Origin of the sequence: Alteromonas lipotrueiana (assembly GCF_019249245.1) — a bacterium.
GTDB classification, from domain to species: domain Bacteria; phylum Pseudomonadota; class Gammaproteobacteria; order Enterobacterales; family Alteromonadaceae; genus Alteromonas; species Alteromonas lipotrueiana.
Genome location: NZ_JAESDK010000025.1, coordinates 13,429 through 32,331, shown reverse-complemented (window position 1 = coordinate 32,331; position 18,903 = coordinate 13,429). Strand labels below are relative to the sequence as shown.

Genomic DNA, 18,903 nt, shown 5'->3' with positions numbered 1-18,903 from the left:
TTCAGTATTATTTTACGTGATTAATCCAGGCCTTTTTCTTTCAGCCAGTCCGCCATTAATCGGGCGATTTGAAGATTGTTTAAATCTGAAAAAGGAAAATGTGTGTTGCCATATATGCCCACCTTCGGCAAATGCACAACAGTGGCATCACCGCCATGACGGTTTATCGCATCTGCCCATTCATAGGCCATTTCCAACCTTACACGCCAGCCATCCTGCCCTGGCATATTGCTCGGGTTCTTGGGGATGTTGTCGCCATAATAAATAATAATGGGAATAGTGGTGAGTTTACGAAACGCCGTTAGGGGCACTTCCACGGCGCTTAATTCGCCGCCTGAACTTTGTTTGGGAGCAGGTGCTTCTCCTTCTGGGAACACAAAATTACTACCTGGCTCATAAGATACAATGGCTTTAACATTTGGGTTTTGCATCGCCGCCTGCCAGCCCATCCCGCCACTATGAGAGTGAGTCACCAGAATTCCCTCGCCTATACGGTTAAACAGCGCATCGACGGCATCGGCATTCACGTCAATATCAATCGGCCCAATGTCCGGCGTCATTTGACGAAAGTATTGCGCCAATGATGCGTCATCAGTTGGAAATTGTACGTTGGCAAAATAGTCAGGCCATTGCCCTACCCGAAAAATATTAAACCACTTTTGCTCGTCTGGCACGGGGGTATACGTACCCGGTTGAGTGCCTTTCCCAGCGTTTCCGCGACGAGGCTGGTCAATCAGATAGACACCATACCCTTTGCGTAAAAAGATACTCTGATAACCTTGCCGACCATCAGGGGTGGACTCCCATGTTTTTGAGAACTGACCGAACCCATGCCACATCACGAGCGGATATCGCCGCTCATCTACCGGAATCTGATAGAAGACGTAAGCGTGATCACCGTGCAGCGTTTGTCCTTCAGCACCAAGTTCAATGGGGTCGAATTCTCCCTCACGCTCAACCACAGAGCCGCCAACTGCGAAGCTGCCTTGTTTGGCAATCATCAGTGGTGAAGAAGCTGAGTTGTGATTTGTCGATGTGCATGCCGCAATAAAGAGGGCTATCACTGCCAGTAGCAACCTAGCACTTCTGGTCTTTATCTGAATCATCATGCTGTTTCCTTAACGTAACGTATCTATAAAGAAACTGGAGAGTTTAACCATTGCCTGTTCAACATAGTCAGGTTTCCAGTAAGTTTCGATGTGAGTCGACCCTTCTATTAAGGGCATCACTTTGAATTCCGTGGCTTGCGCTAAAGCATAAGTCCCTCGTGCCATGTAAAAAGAATCAGCCTTGTTCACCCCTTTCGCTATAAGTGCTGATGCTATCAGCAATTCACATTTATTTAGTGTCGGGCGATTAGCATAGCCATCAGACACCAAAAAACAGTAGTCAATTCCTGTTCTTTAATTGCCTATTTCTCTTGCGCCTGACTGAATTTATACAACGATGAGACACGCAGCGCTATACTAGTTTATGAAAGACTCAGTGTTATAGGTAGTTCGTATGAATAAAGGTTCAGTGGTGAATCGCAATAGCCAAATGGATGGACTCGCGTACAGTATTGCAAAGCTAACGGAGAGTGAAGGCAATTTGCTAACACACGTACCCGGGCTGACAGTATTTAAGAAAACCGATGCTGCCAAGCCTATTGCAGGATTCTATGAGCCTAGCGTGTGCCTTATTGCCCAGGGGGCGAAACATGTTCAGCTGGGTAATGAGAACTACACCTACGACACGGAACACTACCTGTTTTCTGGTGTTCATCTCCCCGTTGTCGCACAGGTCATCGATGCCAGTAACGAAATGCCTTACCTCGGACTTAAATTGACGTTTGATTATCAGGAAATCACCCAGTTAATGACCGACAGCCAGCTTCCCCCTCCCAAAGCACATCGCTCTGGGAGGGGTATGGCGACAGGAAAGTTAACGCCGACCTTAATTAACGCTTTTCAAAGGCTTATCAATCTTACGGATGAAGCGACAAATATTCCCATGCTGGCACCAATGATAAGAAAGGAGATATTTTACCGACTTTTAATCGGCGAACAGGGCAATACACTTCGCCGACTCGCTGCAATGGGCACGCAAACTTATCAGGTTGCAAAAGCAATATCATGGCTGAAGTCACACTTCTGTGAACCGGTTCGCGTTGAACATTTAGCACAAATTGCCAATATGGGGGTGTCGACGTTTCATCATCACTTTCGTAATATGACCGCCATGAGTCCACTACAATACGTAAAACAGCTTCGTCTTCAGGAAGCAAGAAAGTTGATGCTCACGCAATATCTTGATGCTGCATCAGCCGCCTATCAGGTTGGTTACGAGAGTCCTTCGCAGTTTAGTCGGGAATACGGGCGTCTATATGGGTGCTCCCCCGCAAAAGATATCAACGAGCTTCGTGTAAGGTTGGTGCAGGCATGAAACACAGTAAGCTTTAAGAAAACTTATTGCTCATAGAGTATTGAATAAATATTCTCACGCCAGTGTCGGTGTTTATTATCTGCCCAAGAGTAACCGGCAGATAAAGCCAAGTATTTTATATCTATTAATATTTTGCCAACTTCCGCTCTAGAGTATGAGCCATTGCAAATAAAACAATCGGTCATTTCTGGTTTTTCCGTATATTTCATTGCATTGAGGAGCACAACTGGAATAAAAATGAACAAGCATTAGGTAAGCAGTAATAAACCTATAATTAAAAGCACTGTATGATTGCTCCCCCTTTTTTATCATCGTTCGCTGTAATCGCTACTTTTGTTTGGCAAGCATTTTATTGATATAGAAAAGAGACTTTTTACTGCCCGAAGTCAGCATGGTCATGGCGCAAAAAATATCGCCCTTAGGTTATTTTGGCCTTCTTAAAATTTATTTAATTTTGGCATGACTTTCGCAGCTATTATATCAGTTTCCCCAGGGAACTTTTAATCGCCGATTAGTTTAGTTTTATAGGTGGTTATTGAGCGTAGAGAAATTATCAATTTAACGTGAAAGTAAGGAGCTTCATTATGTCTCATGAAAAATATGCTGATTGTATCGATGCCTGTAACCGTTGCGCCGACGCGTGCGACCATTGCTCTACAGCGTGTTTAGCAGAAGATAATATTGCTGACATGGCCCAGTGTATAAAAAATGATATAGATTGTGCGGCAATGTGCCGACTCGCCGCGGGGGCTATGGCCCGCGATAGCGACATCGCCGGTAAAATATGTTCGTTATGCGCGCAAATTTGTGAAATGTGTGCAGAGGAATGCAGTAAGCACGAAGCAGATCATTGTCAGAAATGTGCTGACGCGTGTAGCGAATGTGCTAAAGCTTGTCGCTCTATGACCGCTTAAAAAGGCAATGTTACGCCAGACTGGGTGAAGCGCCCTGATGGCGTCTGCAATTTTTAAAGTAAAGTGATGGCCCATGGCATTCATGGGTCATCACTTTTACTACAAACTGCTAAAAGGCATAATAAAAAAACCTACCGCGCACGCACCTGCTTAAGTAAAAACTTATTCGAGGGCCGGGCAGGTAGCGTTTTCATATCCATATCAAGATTCTGCCCGGTTACCTCATATTCGCAGTTAAGCAATGCTTCGGTGGCTATTTTCATCTGTTCAATGGTAACCCACTCGCCGGGACACCGGTGATTACGATAATGTTCCCCGCCCCCCTGCGGAATCAGCCTGTAGGTATTATCCTGAGCATTGGCGAAACGTTGGGGCGAAAATAGGTCTGGACTATCCCAGATACGCGCATCGTGATTAGTACCGTACAGATCAAGTAAAACTTTACGTCCTACAGGAAACGTTTGATTGCGCCATGTAAAAGTACGTTTAACTCTGGCTACAGTAAAAGGGAAAAACGGATAAAACCGGCGTACCTCCTGAACAAAATTGTCCAGTGCCTCGGGCGCAGCATGTTGTAGTTCTGACTGTAATTTCGGGTAGCTTTTTAAGGCGTGGGCACATTGCAAAACATAGATAGAAACGGCAACAGTGGGCCGCAGTATGTTATTTAGCTCTATTGCCGCAATATTCACATCCAGAAGCTGGCCGTCAGGGTTCTGATGCAAAGCAATCACTGCTGCGGGAGTGTCGGAATTTGTTTCAGGGTTTGCTCGAATCGTTTCGATAACCCCCATTAACCATTTTTCGTTGAGCTTTCGGGCGCGACGTGCTTTCCAATGAGAAAGGCCAATACTCCCCGCGTCTTCATAGAGTGAAGCCAACTCTGCTGCTCTTTGACCAGCCTCGTCCGGCGCCAATGGCACCCCAGCCCATTCACAAACAGACTGGGTTAATAATTTACGTGTTTGCGAATACAGACAAACGTTGTTAGCGCCGTCCCCTTCACTACTCAGCTGTTTCCATCGGCGTCGGGAGATAGCTGATAAGGTCTCAATTTTTTCGGGAACCAATATTTGCATAAACATCGCTTTTCGATGTTTATGAGCAGCGTCATCCAACCCCTGGACCCCGCCTTCGCCAAAGAGGGTTTTCTTTATTCTGCCAGGCGCCACATTTTGCCGGTTAAACTTATCATTATCGTAAAACAACCGGGCAGCTTCTTCGCCTCTTACACAAATAAATTTTTGCATTAAGATTCGTGTTTCAACCACATCTGAATCGTGTTTGTTACATAGCTTTGAGATATAGCGATAAGGATCCCGATATAGCGCCAGTGTGTGATCAAGATATTTAGTGAAGAAACTTTCCATAGCTTTTAACCTCAATGAGCGTCTTTGGGTTATTTTTCAGGTTAACAATACCGCAGATTTCCGGCGACGCCACAAGCATCGCCTACTTTACGCTTTGAATTAATTTATATTACTCATCATATGCTTCGCCATATCTGCAATATCTTCGGGAGTCTGGGAGTAAACCTTTTGCAAGCCTTCAAGATTTAGCGTGCCGCCGTGATTTTGATAACCTATAAATGCTGTACGTTGGGGCCCCAAATCCAGCCTTCTTAATACCCCGGCCATAACATCTGCACCGGTATGGCTTACCACTACCTGAACCTTACACCGGGGTAAAAGCGTTTGAAGACGCTCGTCTGAATGACAATAACTGGCTTCATAGGCATCACGGGGCGCTCTGAATTTTCCGGGCTCTAATAATGCACCGAAGCGTAGCCAGCCTCACTCATCACTTACAATCTATATTTGATTGTCTGGTCTGTTTTATCGGTGAGGGTCGAGCAGTAAAGGTTCTTTTGCCGCCACTATCGACCAGCTACAAAGGGAATAAAAAAGGCGTTCTTATTTGAATGTGAAATAATTATCACTTTACATGTAATAAAATCCCACACTTTCATTTCAAATAACATTTACCAGACACTTTATTACTAATCGTACTGCAATAGGTAATAATAAAATGCTGTTAAATTAATGCTTAAAAAGGATAATAACATTTAACTATCATCAATAACCCAATGTTCATTATTCAATACTAAGGTGGCTTCAACTTTGGCATTCGTATCCGCTTGTATTAATTTAACCCGCCCGCGCGGGTCGAGGAAGCACTGCAAAGATAAGCCTGAATCCAATTGTACCGTTAACGCTTCGTTATCTTTTACCACCGTAATATCTACCACGCGCAAAGCACCCCTTTTACAGTAGCTACTTAGTGCATCAATTATGTAGGTAAACTTTTGAAACTGATACTGGCTTTCTTCGCTGACTACTTTTTTCCATCCAACATAACCACCTTTTACCTCCTTGCTAGCATAGGTAGTAACGATTCAATCATATCCATATACCTCGTCTATTCACATAATGAAAAAAACTTAATTTTATGTTTCAGTGATCGTAGCTCACCGAAAGTCTGTATCGAAGAAAAAGCCTTGTTTTTGCCTATAAATTAGCCAAATTGAGTTTCTTAGCATTCAGCCTTTTTCAGTTTTAGCTTAATAAATTATATAGTTAGCGCCGCATCTACATACTTTAGCTGGAAATACAGTTCAATAAATACATTCCCAAAGAGCATGACTACAGAGAAGTTGCGTGTCCAAAAAAACTAATAAAATAGTACCATTAAAAATCGCAAGCTATAGAAATGTGTGAAGTTAAGTGCTGAGGGTTGCTTTATTGAAAGATGAATAACGGTTTGTTGAGTATGGTTTTTTGCCACACCTGCGAAAGCTTTAAAACTTGGTTCATCCATCACCTAAAGCCCGGTAGAAAAGGAAACTTTATTGTAAAGGATGAAAATAACAATAATAAAAGACTATGTTTTCAGTAAATAAACGGCATTAAAAAGCCATTAATACTACCACTTCTTCTTTTAATACTCCCTTAACTTTATGGAATCGAACTTGCTTATGCTTAGAAGATTCCTGAAAATAATTTCAGGCATTTACATTATGGAGATGCGCAATGTTAATTGATGAAGTTATGTCAAAAAATACTGAAGTCGTTAAATCTACAGCAAGTGTAAAAGAAGTAGCAAATAGAATGGCCGAATTTAAAGCGGGGTTAATGCCAATCTATGAAGACGATAAACTTATAGGAACGGTGACTGACCGGGATTTGGTTATTGAAGCTATCGCAAAAGGAAAAACTCTTGAGGATAAGATTTCGTCAATTGTCAGTGAACCCGTACTCTATTGCTTTAAAGATGATGATACTGAAACTGTACTAAATAATATGCGCAAAAACGGGGTCCAGCGTTTGGTTGTACTTGATAATCAAGAGAGCAAACGTCTTGTGGGTATTGTTTCATTGGCCGATATTGCAAGTAAATGTGATAGCAATGAAACAGCTAAATCGATTGTAGATTGCTGCAAGCATTATCACTAGCACGCCTCTGCTTACTCGAGGTCTTTAAGAGGCCTCGATACTTATTTCTGAATTCAGACTATCAATAGTCGGTTTCAGGTTTAAATATTAATTTAGTGTAGGCTACGTTCAGAAAGTTTGATGAGTCAATATTTTGTTTTTTAAAACAGTAAGGAGTTTGTAATGACTAAAGACCATGGCAATCAGATTAAAAATGACGATACGTATGAAGAGCTACGCGACCAGGGCTACAGCAAGGAAAAGTCTGCCCGTATTGCCAATGCGCAGAATAACTCCAATCAACAGCCTTCAAGAAAAGGGGGAAAAAGCAGTAAGTATGAAGAGCGCTCAAAAGACGAACTTTATCAAAGAGCAAAAGAGGTCGGTATCGAAGGCCGCTCAAGCATGAATAAAGACGAGCTTATTGATGCGTTACGTAACCACTAACTGTGTGTTCAGTGTAAGCTGCTAAAGACGTTGTAAAGTAGTGAAGCTGGCCATTATGCCCTTAGGCTGGATTTTCGGGCAGTTAAGTCTGGGGTATTAGACCTGACCATCTCCCAGAACGAGTCCACACGCTATTTACAATGTATGGATAGTTAGCGTCTGGCATGCGGGTATGACACGCAGTATATTGAGGCAATGCCTATGTAGCCTGGTGCACCCGTGGGTATTCGTTAGATGATTTGATTTTTTATGCCGGTATAGTCGCCAATAAAAGGTAGATATACTGAAATTTGGCCTTACTCAGTTGGGGGAGCCCTCCCCCCCAATACCGCTTACAATGTGCAATGCTTAATTTTGGTGATTAAAGGCGGGTTTAATTGCCAATGGGTAGAAGCCACACCCCGATAGCGTCTCACATTCAACTATACCCACAGCAAGCTTAACTTGCCGATAATCATCATTATATCTGCAACCCAAAACCATCAATATATCTTCAGCCTGGCAGCCCCATTGAAGTGCTGGTCTGTTTCTATCTTATCGATGTTTTATATTAATAGGCAGAGCCCGCTCTGTTGCTGGCCGGCTTAATCAGAGAGGGTATTTGATACCAAAGAATACCGTGCCTGGTTATTTTTCGTGAATTCTGGCCCACAGCCTGGCCAAGGGCGCCGCGGACATACCATGCACAACCAATGAGGCGGTCACTACTAAACTGCCTGCTACCCAGGCTATTTCATGCCCGCTTTTATCCAATATAACCATACTGTAAAAAAGGGCTGAAATACCAATGGGCCCGAAGTGTCCCGCCAATAACGCAAGCTTCCAGCTTTTCCAAAGCGGCATTAGCCCAGATAGTAAAAAGATAACGGGGATGCGCCTGAATAAAAGGATGGCTATCGTAAATCCGATACCGCCCCAGCCAAGTTCTAACCATTGCTCCACAGGAAGCATTAAACCAAATAATATAAATATAGGGATAGTAAAAAACAGATTTACGGTTTCTTGTACGTTGTCTTCTTTTGCCCGGGCCGCCCCCCCGACTAATTGGCTAAATACCACCCCAGCCACGAAAACAACCACTATGCTATCCGTACCAAAATATTTACCTAAACCCAGGGCCAGCATGGTTAACGCCAGGCTCGTGGCTAAAAACGCTTTGTGATCGAGCGTTTTGTGATGCTCTGCCCACAGTAAGCTTTTCCCCACGCCCCAGCCTAATCCTATACCTAACATAACCGCTGCGCCAATGGGCCACATTATGGCGTCCCACAACCAGGTAAGCCAGGGACTATCCTCGTTTGGCTCTAATAAAAATATAGGTAAGAAAACCAGTGGATACGCCAGTCCATCATTGGCGGCTGATTCTGTGGAGAGCCCATATCGAAAGGCTTCAGGTAGATGCTGGCGGGCCAGCCCACCTGTGACAATAGAGCTGGCGACTACCGGATCAGTAGGACAAATAGCAGCTCCGACCAGCAATGCTATAAGAAAAGGTAATCCCAACGTCCAGTGAACGATTAAGCCACTGATAAGAAACATCATCGGCATGCCTAAGCCAAGCAAAATAATCAATGACGTACGGTGTTGAAACAGAAAGTTCCTGGATATTCGAAGTGCAATAGCCATCAAACTGATACCAAGAGTAAGACGAGCACCTTCTTCCAGAATTTTAAAGCTATCGCCCCATGTCGTTGGCAACAACAGGCCGGTACCTAAAGGACCGAGCAAAATACCGCTGATTAGTGCCAATAGCGGGATTGAAAAATACGAACGGTTAATCCATCGGGTGAACATGCCTAAACATAATACCGTACCGCCTGCGGCAGCCAGAGCAATATTAAGTTGTTCCATGACTTATTCCCTTTTTTAACTATCAAATATTATCAAAGGTCGGAAACTCTACTTTTTATAAGCCAATACTACTTGTAAACCGGACTGCTTAGTCAACTATAAAGCTTTTAATTTTAAACTTATAGTGTATTTTTCTCTTAAAAACGCGGTCTTGAAAGGTGCTTCTATACCGTATTAATTTATCACTTAAATACGGTGGCAGATATGCCTCACTAATTTCAACTTAGTTGAATTATAGGGGGGTAGATGACATGAGTTTTCCAACAATGTCTATTGGCTCGCCGCAGCTATCTGTCAACTACCCTGGGAATATTTGATAGATAATTGTTCAGAACTTTCCAACATCAGAGTTCGTACTGGTAACTTAGGTCGACGTTGCTTACTGCTTACAACCACGCTTTACAGATATAGCTCGTAAAAACACGCCGATTATCGCACCAATATGGCTCTGCTACATAGAGACTGGCATGATAGCTGTCTGTATAGCATTTTATTCTGATCATTAATAAAGGACTTTTTATGACATTTCGACTGGCACTGTGCTTTGGACTTTTGTCTTGTTCAGCAACGACAGTGGCACAGGTTCCTGAAGATATTGAACGAATTACCACAACCGGTTCGCGCATCAGCAATTCATTTAACGACTCCGACATTGTCATTTCAACGGTTTCTCAGGAACAACTGAAATTAACGTCACCTCAGCATATTCAACAGGTGCTTAATTATATCGCGGGCGCGGGGGTTCAGCGCGGCAATGGACAGGAATACCTTCCTGCATTGCGCTCTGCGGTCTTAACCGGAGCTGGAGCCTGTGGCGGTATACTGGCTGCAGAAGATAATATTCCCTTACGCGCGGCTGGCTTTTGTAATATCAACGAATTGTTTGAAGCCCATACAGAAATGGCGCAGCGTATTGAAGTGCTTAAAGGGCCGGCCTCGGCCTTATATGGCTCTAATGCTATTCATGGCGTCATCAATGTCATTACGCCTGATACCACCCGCGGTAACCCTCAACTCTTAGGCTATGACTATGGTTCGTATGGGTATAACCGTTTAAAGCTGCGTCATGGTAAAGATTGGGGTGACAGTGGCCTGGGGGTTAATGCCAGTATTACCCGCGATACCGGTTATCGTGATGACGAGGGCGTGGATCAGGAAAAGGTCAATGTTCGTTATCGCTATAATACTGACGATATTAATATTATGACCGGCCTTACTTACACGAATCTTGAACAGGAAACCGCCGGGTATATCACCGGGTTCAAAGCGTATGAAAGCGACGCGCTGTCACAAAGTAATGAAAACCCCGATGCTTTTCGTAAAGCTTCAGCACTGCGGCTATGGAGCCGGGTTCAATGGCAAATGAGTGATAAGCTGGAGCTGTCGGTTACGCCCTACCTGCGCGACCAGGACATGGATTTCAAAATGCACTTTTTGCCCGGGACCCCACTAGAGCAAAATGCACAAAAAGGCTTAGGCTTACTAAGTCAGGCGCGATTTACGGCCACCGATGCCACCTACTGGGATTTTGGATTTGATACCGAGTACACCGAAGGCAGTTTATTGCAGTTTCAGGACGGCCCAACTCAAGGCTCGCCGTTTTTAGTCGAAACTGTGCCAGCCGGTAAACATTATGACTATGATGTTGATGCAACACTATATGCGCCTTATGCATCGTTTAACTGGCACACTGATACCTGGCATTTACAGTTAAGTGGTCGGTTTGAACACATGCGGTATGATTATACCAACAACATGTTGAGTGGTCGCACGCGGGAAGACGGCAGTGAGTGCGGAAAAGGAGGGTGTCGTTATTCGCGACCTGATTCTGATACCAACAGTTTTTCTAATTTCAGCCCCAAGGCGCTGCTTAGTTATCAGCTGAATTCAGAAACCCGTTTGTACAGCACCGTGGCACGTGGCTACCGGGCGCCCCAGGCAACGGAGTTATATCGCCTACAGCGCGATCAACAAATTGCTGACTTAGATTCAGTCACTGCCACTAACTTCGAGATTGGCGCGCAGGGACAGCTTGATAAGCTGGACTATAAGATTTCATTGTATTCGTTATACAAAGACGATGTCATTTATCGCGACAGCGACTTTTTCAACATCAACAATGGCGAAACCTGGAGCCGCGGAATAGAAATCACATTGGATTTCCCGTTAACGGCTCAGTTGAAGCTGGCCTTTGCCGGGTCGCATGCCTTGCATACCTACGAGCATGATCAGTTGTTAAACACAGTCAATATCAATGGCAACGACTTAGATACTGCCCCGGCAACGCAATTCAACACCCGTCTGGATTACCTGATTTCTGATAAAACTCAGGTTAATCTTGAGTGGCAGTTTGTCAGCGAGTACTTTACCGATCCTGAAAACCTGCATCGTTATGAAGGACACAGTGTCTTTCATCTACGTAGCCGGCATGTGCTAACGCCTCAAATTACTCTGTATGGACAAATTAACAACCTGCTGGATGAAAACTATGCCGAGCGGGCTGATTTTTCTACCTTTAGTGGCGATCGGTATTTTCCGGCCAGACCGCGTAATTTTATGATAAGTGTTGAATACCAATACTAAGAATGAAGTCAGGCAGTCGTTCAGACTACGGTTTATTCAGACTGTCTGTGCTAACTATATTATCCGGTAGAATTTATGAGCGAACTTGAACAAGCCATATCAGCACGAGAAAAAAGCCTGAAGATTCTGACCTGGGTGGTTATCTGCAGTGTGTTGGTGATTTTAACGTTAGGTTACAGTACCTACGAAAATTTTGATGGATTGTATGCCCGTAAACTTAGTGTTTATCCGACACTCAGCGCTATTGCGACCCTGCCTAATGTATTTACTTTAACCTGTCTGAGTTTATTAATTGTAGGGGCGGGCGCTAAGGTAAAAAGAGCCAGTGAGTCTGTTGCGTTGAAGGCCTATACGCTTTTGATAAGTGAAGGGTTTATAGCTTATAGACAAGAGTATCAGCCCATGGTGAATCATTTTTTACACGCTGCCGGTTTACCTGCCGATTACTCATTTACCCGTCTGGCTAAAGTAAAAACACATCATTTTGTTAAAACTTCGTGGCCAATCAGTCGCTCGGTTGTTTTACGCCGCGCGCAGTGGGTCGCTCTTAGCCGCAAAGTATCTTAGTCCGGGCGGTAAAATCATACTTAAACATGTAATGCCATTGAAAATGCAGGCACTACTGAGCACCAAAAAGGCGAGCCACAAGCTCGCCTTTTTCATTCAGGTATGGGTTGATAACCGATAGCGCTAAATCAAACCTAAGTTTGCTGCATGAAACTGCAAATGCTCGTCTATAAATGAGGCAATGAAAAAGTAACTATGATCATAACCTTCATGCATATTGAGCGTTAGCTGAGTGTCAGATTTTTGCGCCGCGCTTATCAATGCTTCAGGCTTGAGCTGTTCAGTTAAAAACTGATCGCTTCTGCCCTGCTCTACCAGCATGGGTATATAATGTTGCTGCTGGGCGAGTAATACCGAAGCATCGTACGCTTGCCAGTCGTCTTTATTATCGCCAAGGTAGGCGCTAAATGCTTTTTCGCCCCACGGACAATCCACCGGATTAGCCACCGGGCTAAACGCTGATACCGAAACGTATTGTTGAGGATTACGCAGCGCTATAACCAGCGCCCCGTGCCCGCCCATCGAATGGCCACTGATTGCCCGCTCGCGGGTTACCGGAAACTCGCTTTCTATTAATTCAGGGAGTTCTTTGGTGACGTAGTCGTACATCTGATAATGCTTCGAGTAAGGCGTTTGGGTGGCATTTACATAAAAACCGGCACCTTTACCCATATCATAGCTGTCTACATCAGCAACCTCGTCGCCCCGGGGGCTTGTGTCCGGCGCCACAATAGCCATGCCTAATTTTGCTGCCAACTTCATTGCGCCGGCTTTTTGCATGAAATTTTCATCATTACAGGTTAAGCCCGATAACCAGTAAAGCACGGGTACAGGGTTGTCCTGTGAGGCAAAGGGCGGTAAAAAAACAGCAAAGGTCATATCACAGTTAACGGTAGCCGAGCTGTGTGTATAGCGGCTATGCGTACCGCCAAAAGCGCGATTCTGACTAACTAATTCCACTGTAGTTACCCCTTAAGTGCGTCAAAATGCACGACACTGCGAATACTTTCACCACCGTGCATATAATCAAATGCATCGTTAATTTCGTCCAGCGACATAGTGTGAGTGATAAAGGTTTTTAGCGGAATATCGCCATCCAGGTATTGTTCAACCATACCGGGTAGCTCAGAACGCCCCTTGACGCCACCAAACGCACTACCGCGCCATACCCGGCCGGTAACCAGCTGAAATGGCCGTGTGGAAATCTCTTTACCCGCGCCCGCAACGCCAATAACAATTGATTCGCCCCAACCCTTGTGACAACACTCAAGTGCCGAGCGCATAACGTCGGTATTACCTATACATTCAAATGAATAATCAACCCCACCGTCGGTCAGCTCAACAATCACTTCCTGAATAGGTTTGTCGTAATCTTTAGGATTGATCACATCGGTAGCGCCCAGCTTTTTCGCTAAGTCGAACTTATCTTCATTAATATCAATAGCAATAATGCGTTTTGCATTGGCCATCTGTGAGCCAATGATAGCCGCCAGACCAATACCACCCAAACCAAAAATAGCCACCGTGGCGCCTTCTTCTACTTTGGCAGTATTTAGCACAGCGCCTATACCGGTAGTTACGCCACAACCTAATAAACACACCTCTTCAAGGGGTGCCTCTTTATTAACCTTAGCCAGTGAAATCTCAGGCAGTACGGTATATTCAGAAAATGTCGAGGTGCCCATATAGTGGTAAATGGGTTCACCATCTTTGCTAAAGCGGGTGGTGCCATCAGGCATCAGGCCTTTGCCCTGGGTTTCACGAATTTTTCCACATAGGTTGGTTTTGCCTGATTTACAAAATTTGCATTCGCCGCATTCGGGCGTATACAGAGGAATAACATGATCGCCAGGTTTAACTGAAGTAACACCCTCGCCCACAGACTCTACTACGCCGCCACCTTCATGACCCAGCACAGCCGGAAACGTCCCTTCAGGGTCTTCGCCTGATAACGTAAAAGCATCGGTATGACACACACCGCTTGCCAATACTTTAATGCGCACTTCACCGGCTTTAGGGGGAGCAACTTCAATTTTTTCAATTGATAACGGTTTACCTGCTTCCCAGGCAACCGCCGCCTGGCACGTAATTGATTGGCCTTCCATAATTTATCTCCGGTAACATCTATTTAGTTATTAAGAGTAACGGCTCTATCGGCTTTTAGTTCAATCTCGTTTACACTAACCGCCTAATATTAGAGGTAAATGCCATGATTAAAAACCTGAGCCACCTGTTAAATGGGTCTCTTTCGGTTATATTTTATTTTGTGAATACGGTGTTCTGGGCTACTCCGATTTTTTTGTTATCAGTTTGCAAGTTAATTCCTATTGCAGCCTGGCAGCGTTTTATCACCTATTTACTCGACGGATGCGCCACAGCGTGGATCAGTGTGAACTATATCAACCAGCAAATTTTTAGCCGTACGTCATGGCAAGTTTCCGGTTTAGATCAGCTGTCACAAAAAGACTGGTATCTGGTAATGGCGAATCACCAGTCCTGGGTTGATATCTTGGTATTGCAACGGGTTTTCAACCGCGAAATTCCGTTTTTAAAATTTTTCTTAAAAAAAGAGCTTATCTGGGTCCCTGTGTTGGGGCTGACATGGTGGGCGCTCGACTTTCCATTTATGCGGCGCTACACCAAAGATTTTTTAGCCAAAAATCCGCATATGAAAGGTAAAGACATGGACACTACCCGCCGGGCCTGCGAGAAGTTTCAGCACAAACCGGTCAGTATCATGAATTTTGTCGAAGGTACCCGTTTTACCGAAACCAAACATCTTAGACAGCAATCGCCTTTTACCCATTTGCTCAAGCCCCGGGCTGGTGGTATTGCCTTTGTGTTATCGGCCATGGGCGATAAACTCCACAAACTCATTGATGTCACCATAGACTACCCTGATGGCGTGCCCACGTTTTGGGACTTTGTCTGCGGCCGGGTAAAACAGGTAAGGGTAAACATTTCAGTTACTCCCATAAAAGAAATTATGGACGGCGGATTTTTTAGTGAAACGTATTTTGCTGACCCGGCCCAGCGGGCTCGCTTTCAAACCTGGTTGAATGGACGCTGGAAACACAAAGACGAACTTTTGAGCTCTTACAACTCCACACAGAAACCCTTATGAGAACTGTTTTCATACCCGTAATTTTTACGGTTCACCTCACCGCTCAAATTTTTAATCTGGCCTTCTGGGGAAGCCTTATTATCGGATTCGGGCTATTTCGGCTTGTACTGCCTGTCTCATCTGTGCAAAAACTGCTGGCTACGGTGATGCAATGCCTTTTACTGACCTTCGGACGGTTGAGTGTGGCGCTGATTCAGCTCTTTAACCCGGTGGTTATTGAGCGGCGCTTCAGTGCCCCTGTTTCTCGCGATAGCTGGTATTTGATTGTGGCTAACCATTTAAGCTATCTCGATATTATTTTACTTATAGAGCTTGCCAGCAATCGCTTTCCCGCCCCTAAGTTTTTTCTTAAAAAAGAACTTATCTGGTTACCCTTTGTAGGGTTAGGGGCCTGGGCGTTAGATATGCCTTTTATGCGCCGGTACTCAGCGGCCCATGTAGCAAAGCATCCACATCTTAAAGGCAAAGATATCGACACTACCCGGCGTTATTGTCAAAAGTTTTCAAATACGCCCACCACCGTGATCAACTTTGTTGAAGGCACCCGCTTTACGGCTGCCAAGCATGCGGCCCGACAAAGTAATTACCAGACATTGCTGCCACCAAAGGCAGGAGGGGTGGCTTTTACCCTGGCTACTATGGGTGATCTTTTCACAAACATTTTAGATATTTCATTGCTGTATCCACAAAACCGCAAGCACCCGATGATGGCCATGCTATGCGGACAAATGCGACATATTATTATCGATGTGAATGTGCTGGCGGTTCCGGCGCAGACTCAGGGCGACTACTTTAGCGATGCAACCTATCGCACACAGTTTCAACACTGGTTAAACGATCTTTGGAAAGCCAAAGACCAACGTATATCTCACATTCTGGAGACCAAATAGTGGAACTTTCTGATACCGGGCGAGCTTTATTTCAGTCGTTACTTGAACAAGTCAGCCCGGCCCTTGCGCCAGATGATACGCTGTATAAATTTGTAGCGGCAGTGGCTATCGCTACTGTGGCATTGCTGGTCTACATTGTGGTTCGTTTGTTAGTTAAGTTTTACGCCGAAAGACTGATAAAGAGAACCACAAATGGCTGGGACGATGCACTGCTTGAGCATGGCTTTTTTACGCGATTGGTTCACCTGGCGCCTGCCTTAACTATTTTCATACTAACCCCGGTGTTAATGGAAGAAGATGGTTGGCTGCATGGCTTACTGCTCAAAACGTCATTGCTGTATATGATGTACACCGCGCTGCTGACCATCTTTGCGCTACTTTCAACTCTTGAAGATATGTACAACGCCTCCTATCTGGCCAACCGGGCTTCAATTACCGGATTTATTCAGGTAGGCAAGCTGATGTTTTCTATCATCGTACTGCTGCTGAGTATTTCAATAATCATAGAGCGTAACCCGCTCATTATTCTTTCAGGCCTGACCGCCCTGGCCGCCGTACTGTTATTAATATTTAGAGATACTATTTTGGGGTTTGTGGCTGGAATACAAATAGCGGCAAACCGAATGTTTAAAAACGGAGACTGGATTCAGCTAACCAAGTATGAAGTTGATGGGGAAATACAGGAAATTGGCCTAACCAACGTCAAAGTACAAAACTGGGATATGACAATATCTACCCTGCCTACTTACTCGCTCACTAATGAGGCGGTAAAGAACTGGCGGGGTATGGAAGAGTCGGGCGGCCGGCGTATTAAACGTGCCATTTATATTGATATTCACTCTATAAAACTGTGTGATAATGCCATGCTTGAACGCTTTGGAAAAATTCGGTATTTATCTGAGTATATAGACAAAAAGCTCAACGAACTGCGGGCTTATCACAAAGATTATAATATTGATGAAACAGATTTACTGAACAGCCGACGTTTAACCAACATTGGTACGTTTCGGACGTATTTGCAAAATTATTTGAGCAAACATCCAAAAGTAAATCAGTCGTTAACCTATATGGTGCGCCAGCTACCGCCTAATGAGCTGGGCCTGCCCTTAGAACTGTATTGCTTTAGTGTGGAAAAATCCTGGACCCATTACGAAACAGTGCAGGCAGAAATTTTTGACCATGTTCTGGCCATGCTAGATACCTTTGACCTGCGTGCATATCAGCGAGACAGCCATGTGGTGCTTAGTAACGCATCTGAGAAGCCTACCATCAGGGTGCCGGCTAACCCACAGTAAAAGGTAAAGTGTTAATGGCTTATGCCAGTGCGTAAGTCATTAACATACACAAAACCAGGCCGGTAACACCAAAAAAACCATATTCTATTTTCTTTTGCATACCCATACTGCCAGGTTCATTGGTTGTAAACCCCATAATAATACTGGTGGCGCCAAGTACGAAAGCCACCAGCCCCACCCCAAAACCTACCGCTGCGAACCATTCGCCCATAGCTTTTCCTTTATATACTTTACTATTTAACCAGACCAGACCTGCTTTGCTTGCCGGTCTGTTCAACTTTGCTCTATTGTATTTTTATTATGCATTATGCAAATCAAAAAGCCTATTTTAACCGTGAAAAACCGTCTGCTAGCAGTACAGAAAAGTGAGTGGTAATTACGCTATTAATTAGTCAATTTAGCTAAATCGCTAAATGAATAGGTTTTTAAGATTGCAATATAAAAGTTTATGTCATTGTTTATAAATAATAAAATAAGTTGGCATGGCTGATGCTCTACTCTGTTTACTTTTGTATTGATGAATTGGAATCACAATGAAATTATCTGCTATTGCGTTACTGCTAATCACCTCTTCGCCAGTTCTGGCGCACAGCGACTCTGACTGTAATATTGAGGTACAGGGAGAGCTTGAATACAGCCCATCATTACTTACCCTGACCCAATCCAACGGTGATGTGATTGCCATTAGTGATGACTACAAACTGACCATTAATCGCGAAGCTGTCTCTCTTAATGAAAAGCAGCAACAATGGGTAAGTGAATACTATGACTCTATCAGCGAAGCGGTGCCTTTGACTGTCGGTATCGCCTCAGAAGGTCTTACGCTGGCAAACACTGCTATTACAGAAACCTTTGGCCAGATTCTGGGTGAAGATGATGAGCTTATAAATGACTTTCAAGACTCGTTTGAAGAAATGAAAAACGATTTACAGCAACGTTTTCATACTGATGCGGGTCATTTTCGAATTGGCGGTGAAGACAGTGGCTGGGTAAAACAAGCCTGGGCGGATGAGTTTGAAAACCGTATCGAAGATTTGGCTGAACGAGCCATGGGCCGAATTTTAATGGCGCTTGGAACCCAGATGATCACCTCTGAGGAAAGCATAGAAGACTTTGGCGAACGTATGGAAGCCTTTGGCGAAAATCTTGAAGAGCGTATTGAGGATCAGGCTGAAGCATTAGAAGACAAAGCCTCTGAATTATGCGAAACGCTACGTCGTGCTGACGGTTACGAGAACAAACTTCAACAAAGCGTAGCGGGTTTAAGCGACTTTAATATTTTGAACATCAAGTCTGATTAATCTGAACAATACAATCGCATTGATAAGACCAAGACCGAATTGGTTTTTAATTACTTACAAACGCGATGACTAACCT

The 18,903-nt window shown here is 44.3% G+C and carries 19 protein-coding genes; 10 read left to right on the top strand and 9 right to left on the bottom strand.

Annotation, left to right across the window (positions count from 1 at the left end):
- Nucleotides 1–20 precede the first annotated feature (20 nt).
- Nucleotides 21–1,001 carry an alpha/beta hydrolase gene (locus tag JK130_RS14950; protein WP_246587826.1) on the bottom strand — a complete coding sequence of 327 codons (981 nt, stop codon included), beginning with the start codon at nt 999–1,001 and terminating at the stop codon, nt 21–23.
- A gap of 117 nt (nt 1,002–1,118) precedes the next feature.
- The gene (locus JK130_RS14945; RefSeq protein WP_218355133.1) at nt 1,119–1,274 is read right to left on the bottom strand and encodes a hypothetical protein; all 156 of its coding nucleotides are present in this window, start codon (nt 1,272–1,274) and stop codon (nt 1,119–1,121) included.
- Between the two features lie 229 nt (nt 1,275–1,503).
- Between JK130_RS14945 and JK130_RS14940 the strand changes: the two genes are divergently transcribed.
- Both JK130_RS14940 and JK130_RS14935 read left to right on the top strand, forming a co-directional pair.
- The gene (locus JK130_RS14940) at nt 1,504–2,424 is read left to right on the top strand and encodes an AraC family transcriptional regulator (RefSeq protein ID WP_218355132.1); all 921 of its coding nucleotides are present in this window, start codon (nt 1,504–1,506) and stop codon (nt 2,422–2,424) included.
- Nucleotides 2,425–3,008: 584 nt separating this feature from the next.
- Entirely contained in the window at nt 3,009–3,338 is a 330-nt protein-coding gene (locus tag JK130_RS14935) for a four-helix bundle copper-binding protein (protein WP_218355131.1), read from the top strand.
- A 131-nt stretch (nt 3,339–3,469) separates the two neighbouring features.
- On the opposite strand, the gene JK130_RS14930 is transcribed toward JK130_RS14935, so the two are convergent.
- From JK130_RS14930 to JK130_RS14920, 3 genes are all read right to left on the bottom strand, one after another.
- Complete coding sequence (locus JK130_RS14930) at nt 3,470–4,708, bottom strand: cytochrome P450 (protein ID WP_218355130.1); 1,239 nt, start codon at nt 4,706–4,708, stop codon at nt 3,470–3,472.
- 99 nt (nt 4,709–4,807) lie between these two features.
- Entirely contained in the window at nt 4,808–5,002 is a 195-nt protein-coding gene (locus JK130_RS14925) for a hypothetical protein (protein ID WP_218355129.1), read from the bottom strand.
- Between the two features lie 401 nt (nt 5,003–5,403).
- On the bottom strand, nt 5,404–5,586 hold the full coding sequence (locus tag JK130_RS14920) for a hypothetical protein (protein ID WP_218355128.1): 183 nt from the start codon (nt 5,584–5,586) through the stop codon (nt 5,404–5,406).
- Between the two features lie 781 nt (nt 5,587–6,367).
- Here JK130_RS14920 and JK130_RS14915 point away from each other — a divergent pair.
- Both JK130_RS14915 and JK130_RS14910 read left to right on the top strand, forming a co-directional pair.
- On the top strand, nt 6,368–6,790 hold the full coding sequence (locus tag JK130_RS14915; RefSeq protein ID WP_218355127.1) for a CBS domain-containing protein: 423 nt from the start codon (nt 6,368–6,370) through the stop codon (nt 6,788–6,790).
- 162 nt (nt 6,791–6,952) lie between these two features.
- A complete protein-coding gene (locus JK130_RS14910) occupies nt 6,953–7,216 on the top strand; it encodes a DUF7218 family protein (protein ID WP_218355126.1) in 264 nt (87 codons plus the stop codon).
- A gap of 627 nt (nt 7,217–7,843) precedes the next feature.
- On the opposite strand, the gene JK130_RS14905 is transcribed toward JK130_RS14910, so the two are convergent.
- Nucleotides 7,844–9,067 carry a cation:proton antiporter domain-containing protein gene (locus JK130_RS14905; protein ID WP_218355125.1) on the bottom strand — a complete coding sequence of 408 codons (1,224 nt, stop codon included), beginning with the start codon at nt 9,065–9,067 and terminating at the stop codon, nt 7,844–7,846.
- 519 nt (nt 9,068–9,586) lie between these two features.
- Here JK130_RS14905 and JK130_RS14900 point away from each other — a divergent pair.
- Together JK130_RS14900 and JK130_RS14895 are read left to right on the top strand one after the other, a co-directional pair.
- A complete protein-coding gene (locus JK130_RS14900; RefSeq protein ID WP_218355124.1) occupies nt 9,587–11,650 on the top strand; it encodes a TonB-dependent receptor in 2,064 nt (687 codons plus the stop codon).
- 75 nt (nt 11,651–11,725) lie between these two features.
- Nucleotides 11,726–12,217, top strand: coding sequence for a hypothetical protein (locus JK130_RS14895; protein WP_218355123.1), 492 nt, complete (start codon nt 11,726–11,728; stop codon nt 12,215–12,217).
- Nucleotides 12,218–12,340: 123 nt separating this feature from the next.
- Here JK130_RS14895 and fghA read toward each other — a convergent pair whose 3' ends face one another.
- A complete protein-coding gene (gene fghA / locus JK130_RS14890; RefSeq protein ID WP_218355122.1) occupies nt 12,341–13,177 on the bottom strand; it encodes an S-formylglutathione hydrolase in 837 nt (278 codons plus the stop codon).
- Between the two features lie 5 nt (nt 13,178–13,182).
- Nucleotides 13,183–14,322 (bottom strand): S-(hydroxymethyl)glutathione dehydrogenase/class III alcohol dehydrogenase, encoded by a 1,140-nt coding sequence (locus JK130_RS14885; RefSeq protein ID WP_220099583.1) that lies wholly within the window; start codon nt 14,320–14,322, stop codon nt 13,183–13,185.
- A gap of 104 nt (nt 14,323–14,426) precedes the next feature.
- Here JK130_RS14885 and JK130_RS14880 point away from each other — a divergent pair, with 104 nt between their 5' ends.
- Genes JK130_RS14880 through JK130_RS14870 form a run of 3 tightly spaced genes read left to right on the top strand, consistent with a single transcriptional unit; the run spans nt 14,427 to nt 17,526 of the window.
- Nucleotides 14,427–15,341 carry an acyltransferase gene (locus JK130_RS14880; RefSeq protein ID WP_218355121.1) on the top strand — a complete coding sequence of 305 codons (915 nt, stop codon included), beginning with the start codon at nt 14,427–14,429 and terminating at the stop codon, nt 15,339–15,341.
- Nucleotides 15,338–16,231, top strand: coding sequence for an acyltransferase (locus JK130_RS14875; protein ID WP_218355120.1), 894 nt, complete (start codon nt 15,338–15,340; stop codon nt 16,229–16,231). The genes JK130_RS14880 and JK130_RS14875 overlap by 4 nt, the downstream gene beginning before the upstream one ends.
- Nucleotides 16,231–17,526, top strand: a complete 1,296-nt coding sequence (locus JK130_RS14870; RefSeq protein ID WP_218355119.1) for a mechanosensitive ion channel family protein — start codon at nt 16,231–16,233, stop codon at nt 17,524–17,526. Before JK130_RS14875 ends, JK130_RS14870 begins: the two co-directional genes overlap by 1 nt.
- Nucleotides 17,527–17,545: 19 nt before the next feature.
- On the opposite strand, the gene JK130_RS14865 is transcribed toward JK130_RS14870, so the two are convergent.
- Entirely contained in the window at nt 17,546–17,737 is a 192-nt protein-coding gene (locus JK130_RS14865) for a hypothetical protein (protein WP_218355118.1), read from the bottom strand.
- A gap of 322 nt (nt 17,738–18,059) precedes the next feature.
- Between JK130_RS14865 and JK130_RS14860 the strand changes: the two genes are divergently transcribed.
- Nucleotides 18,060–18,827, top strand: coding sequence for a DUF2884 family protein (locus JK130_RS14860; protein ID WP_218355117.1), 768 nt, complete (start codon nt 18,060–18,062; stop codon nt 18,825–18,827).
- Nucleotides 18,828–18,903: the final 76 nt, after the last annotated feature.

Bases quoted from the DNA above. Each gene is read 5' to 3' on its own strand.
- JK130_RS14950 (WP_246587826.1), bottom strand. From the start codon at position 1,001: ATGATTGCCAAACAAGGCAGCTTCGCAGTTGGCGGCTCTGTGGTTGAG.
- JK130_RS14945 (WP_218355133.1), bottom strand. From the start codon at position 1,274: ATGGCACGAGGGACTTATGCTTTAGCGCAAGCCACGGAATTCAAAGTG.
- JK130_RS14940 (WP_218355132.1), top strand. From the start codon at position 1,504: ATGAATAAAGGTTCAGTGGTGAATCGCAATAGCCAAATGGATGGACTC.
- JK130_RS14935 (WP_218355131.1), top strand. From the start codon at position 3,009: ATGTCTCATGAAAAATATGCTGATTGTATCGATGCCTGTAACCGTTGC.
- JK130_RS14930 (WP_218355130.1), bottom strand. From the start codon at position 4,708: ATGGAAAGTTTCTTCACTAAATATCTTGATCACACACTGGCGCTATAT.
- JK130_RS14915 (WP_218355127.1), top strand. From the start codon at position 6,368: ATGTTAATTGATGAAGTTATGTCAAAAAATACTGAAGTCGTTAAATCT.
- JK130_RS14910 (WP_218355126.1), top strand. From the start codon at position 6,953: ATGACTAAAGACCATGGCAATCAGATTAAAAATGACGATACGTATGAA.
- JK130_RS14905 (WP_218355125.1), bottom strand. From the start codon at position 9,067: ATGGAACAACTTAATATTGCTCTGGCTGCCGCAGGCGGTACGGTATTA.
- JK130_RS14900 (WP_218355124.1), top strand. From the start codon at position 9,587: ATGACATTTCGACTGGCACTGTGCTTTGGACTTTTGTCTTGTTCAGCA.
- JK130_RS14895 (WP_218355123.1), top strand. From the start codon at position 11,726: ATGAGCGAACTTGAACAAGCCATATCAGCACGAGAAAAAAGCCTGAAG.
- JK130_RS14885 (WP_220099583.1), bottom strand. From the start codon at position 14,322: ATGGAAGGCCAATCAATTACGTGCCAGGCGGCGGTTGCCTGGGAAGCA.
- JK130_RS14880 (WP_218355121.1), top strand. From the start codon at position 14,427: ATGATTAAAAACCTGAGCCACCTGTTAAATGGGTCTCTTTCGGTTATA.
- JK130_RS14875 (WP_218355120.1), top strand. From the start codon at position 15,338: ATGAGAACTGTTTTCATACCCGTAATTTTTACGGTTCACCTCACCGCT.
- JK130_RS14865 (WP_218355118.1), bottom strand. From the start codon at position 17,737: ATGGGCGAATGGTTCGCAGCGGTAGGTTTTGGGGTGGGGCTGGTGGCT.
- JK130_RS14860 (WP_218355117.1), top strand. From the start codon at position 18,060: ATGAAATTATCTGCTATTGCGTTACTGCTAATCACCTCTTCGCCAGTT.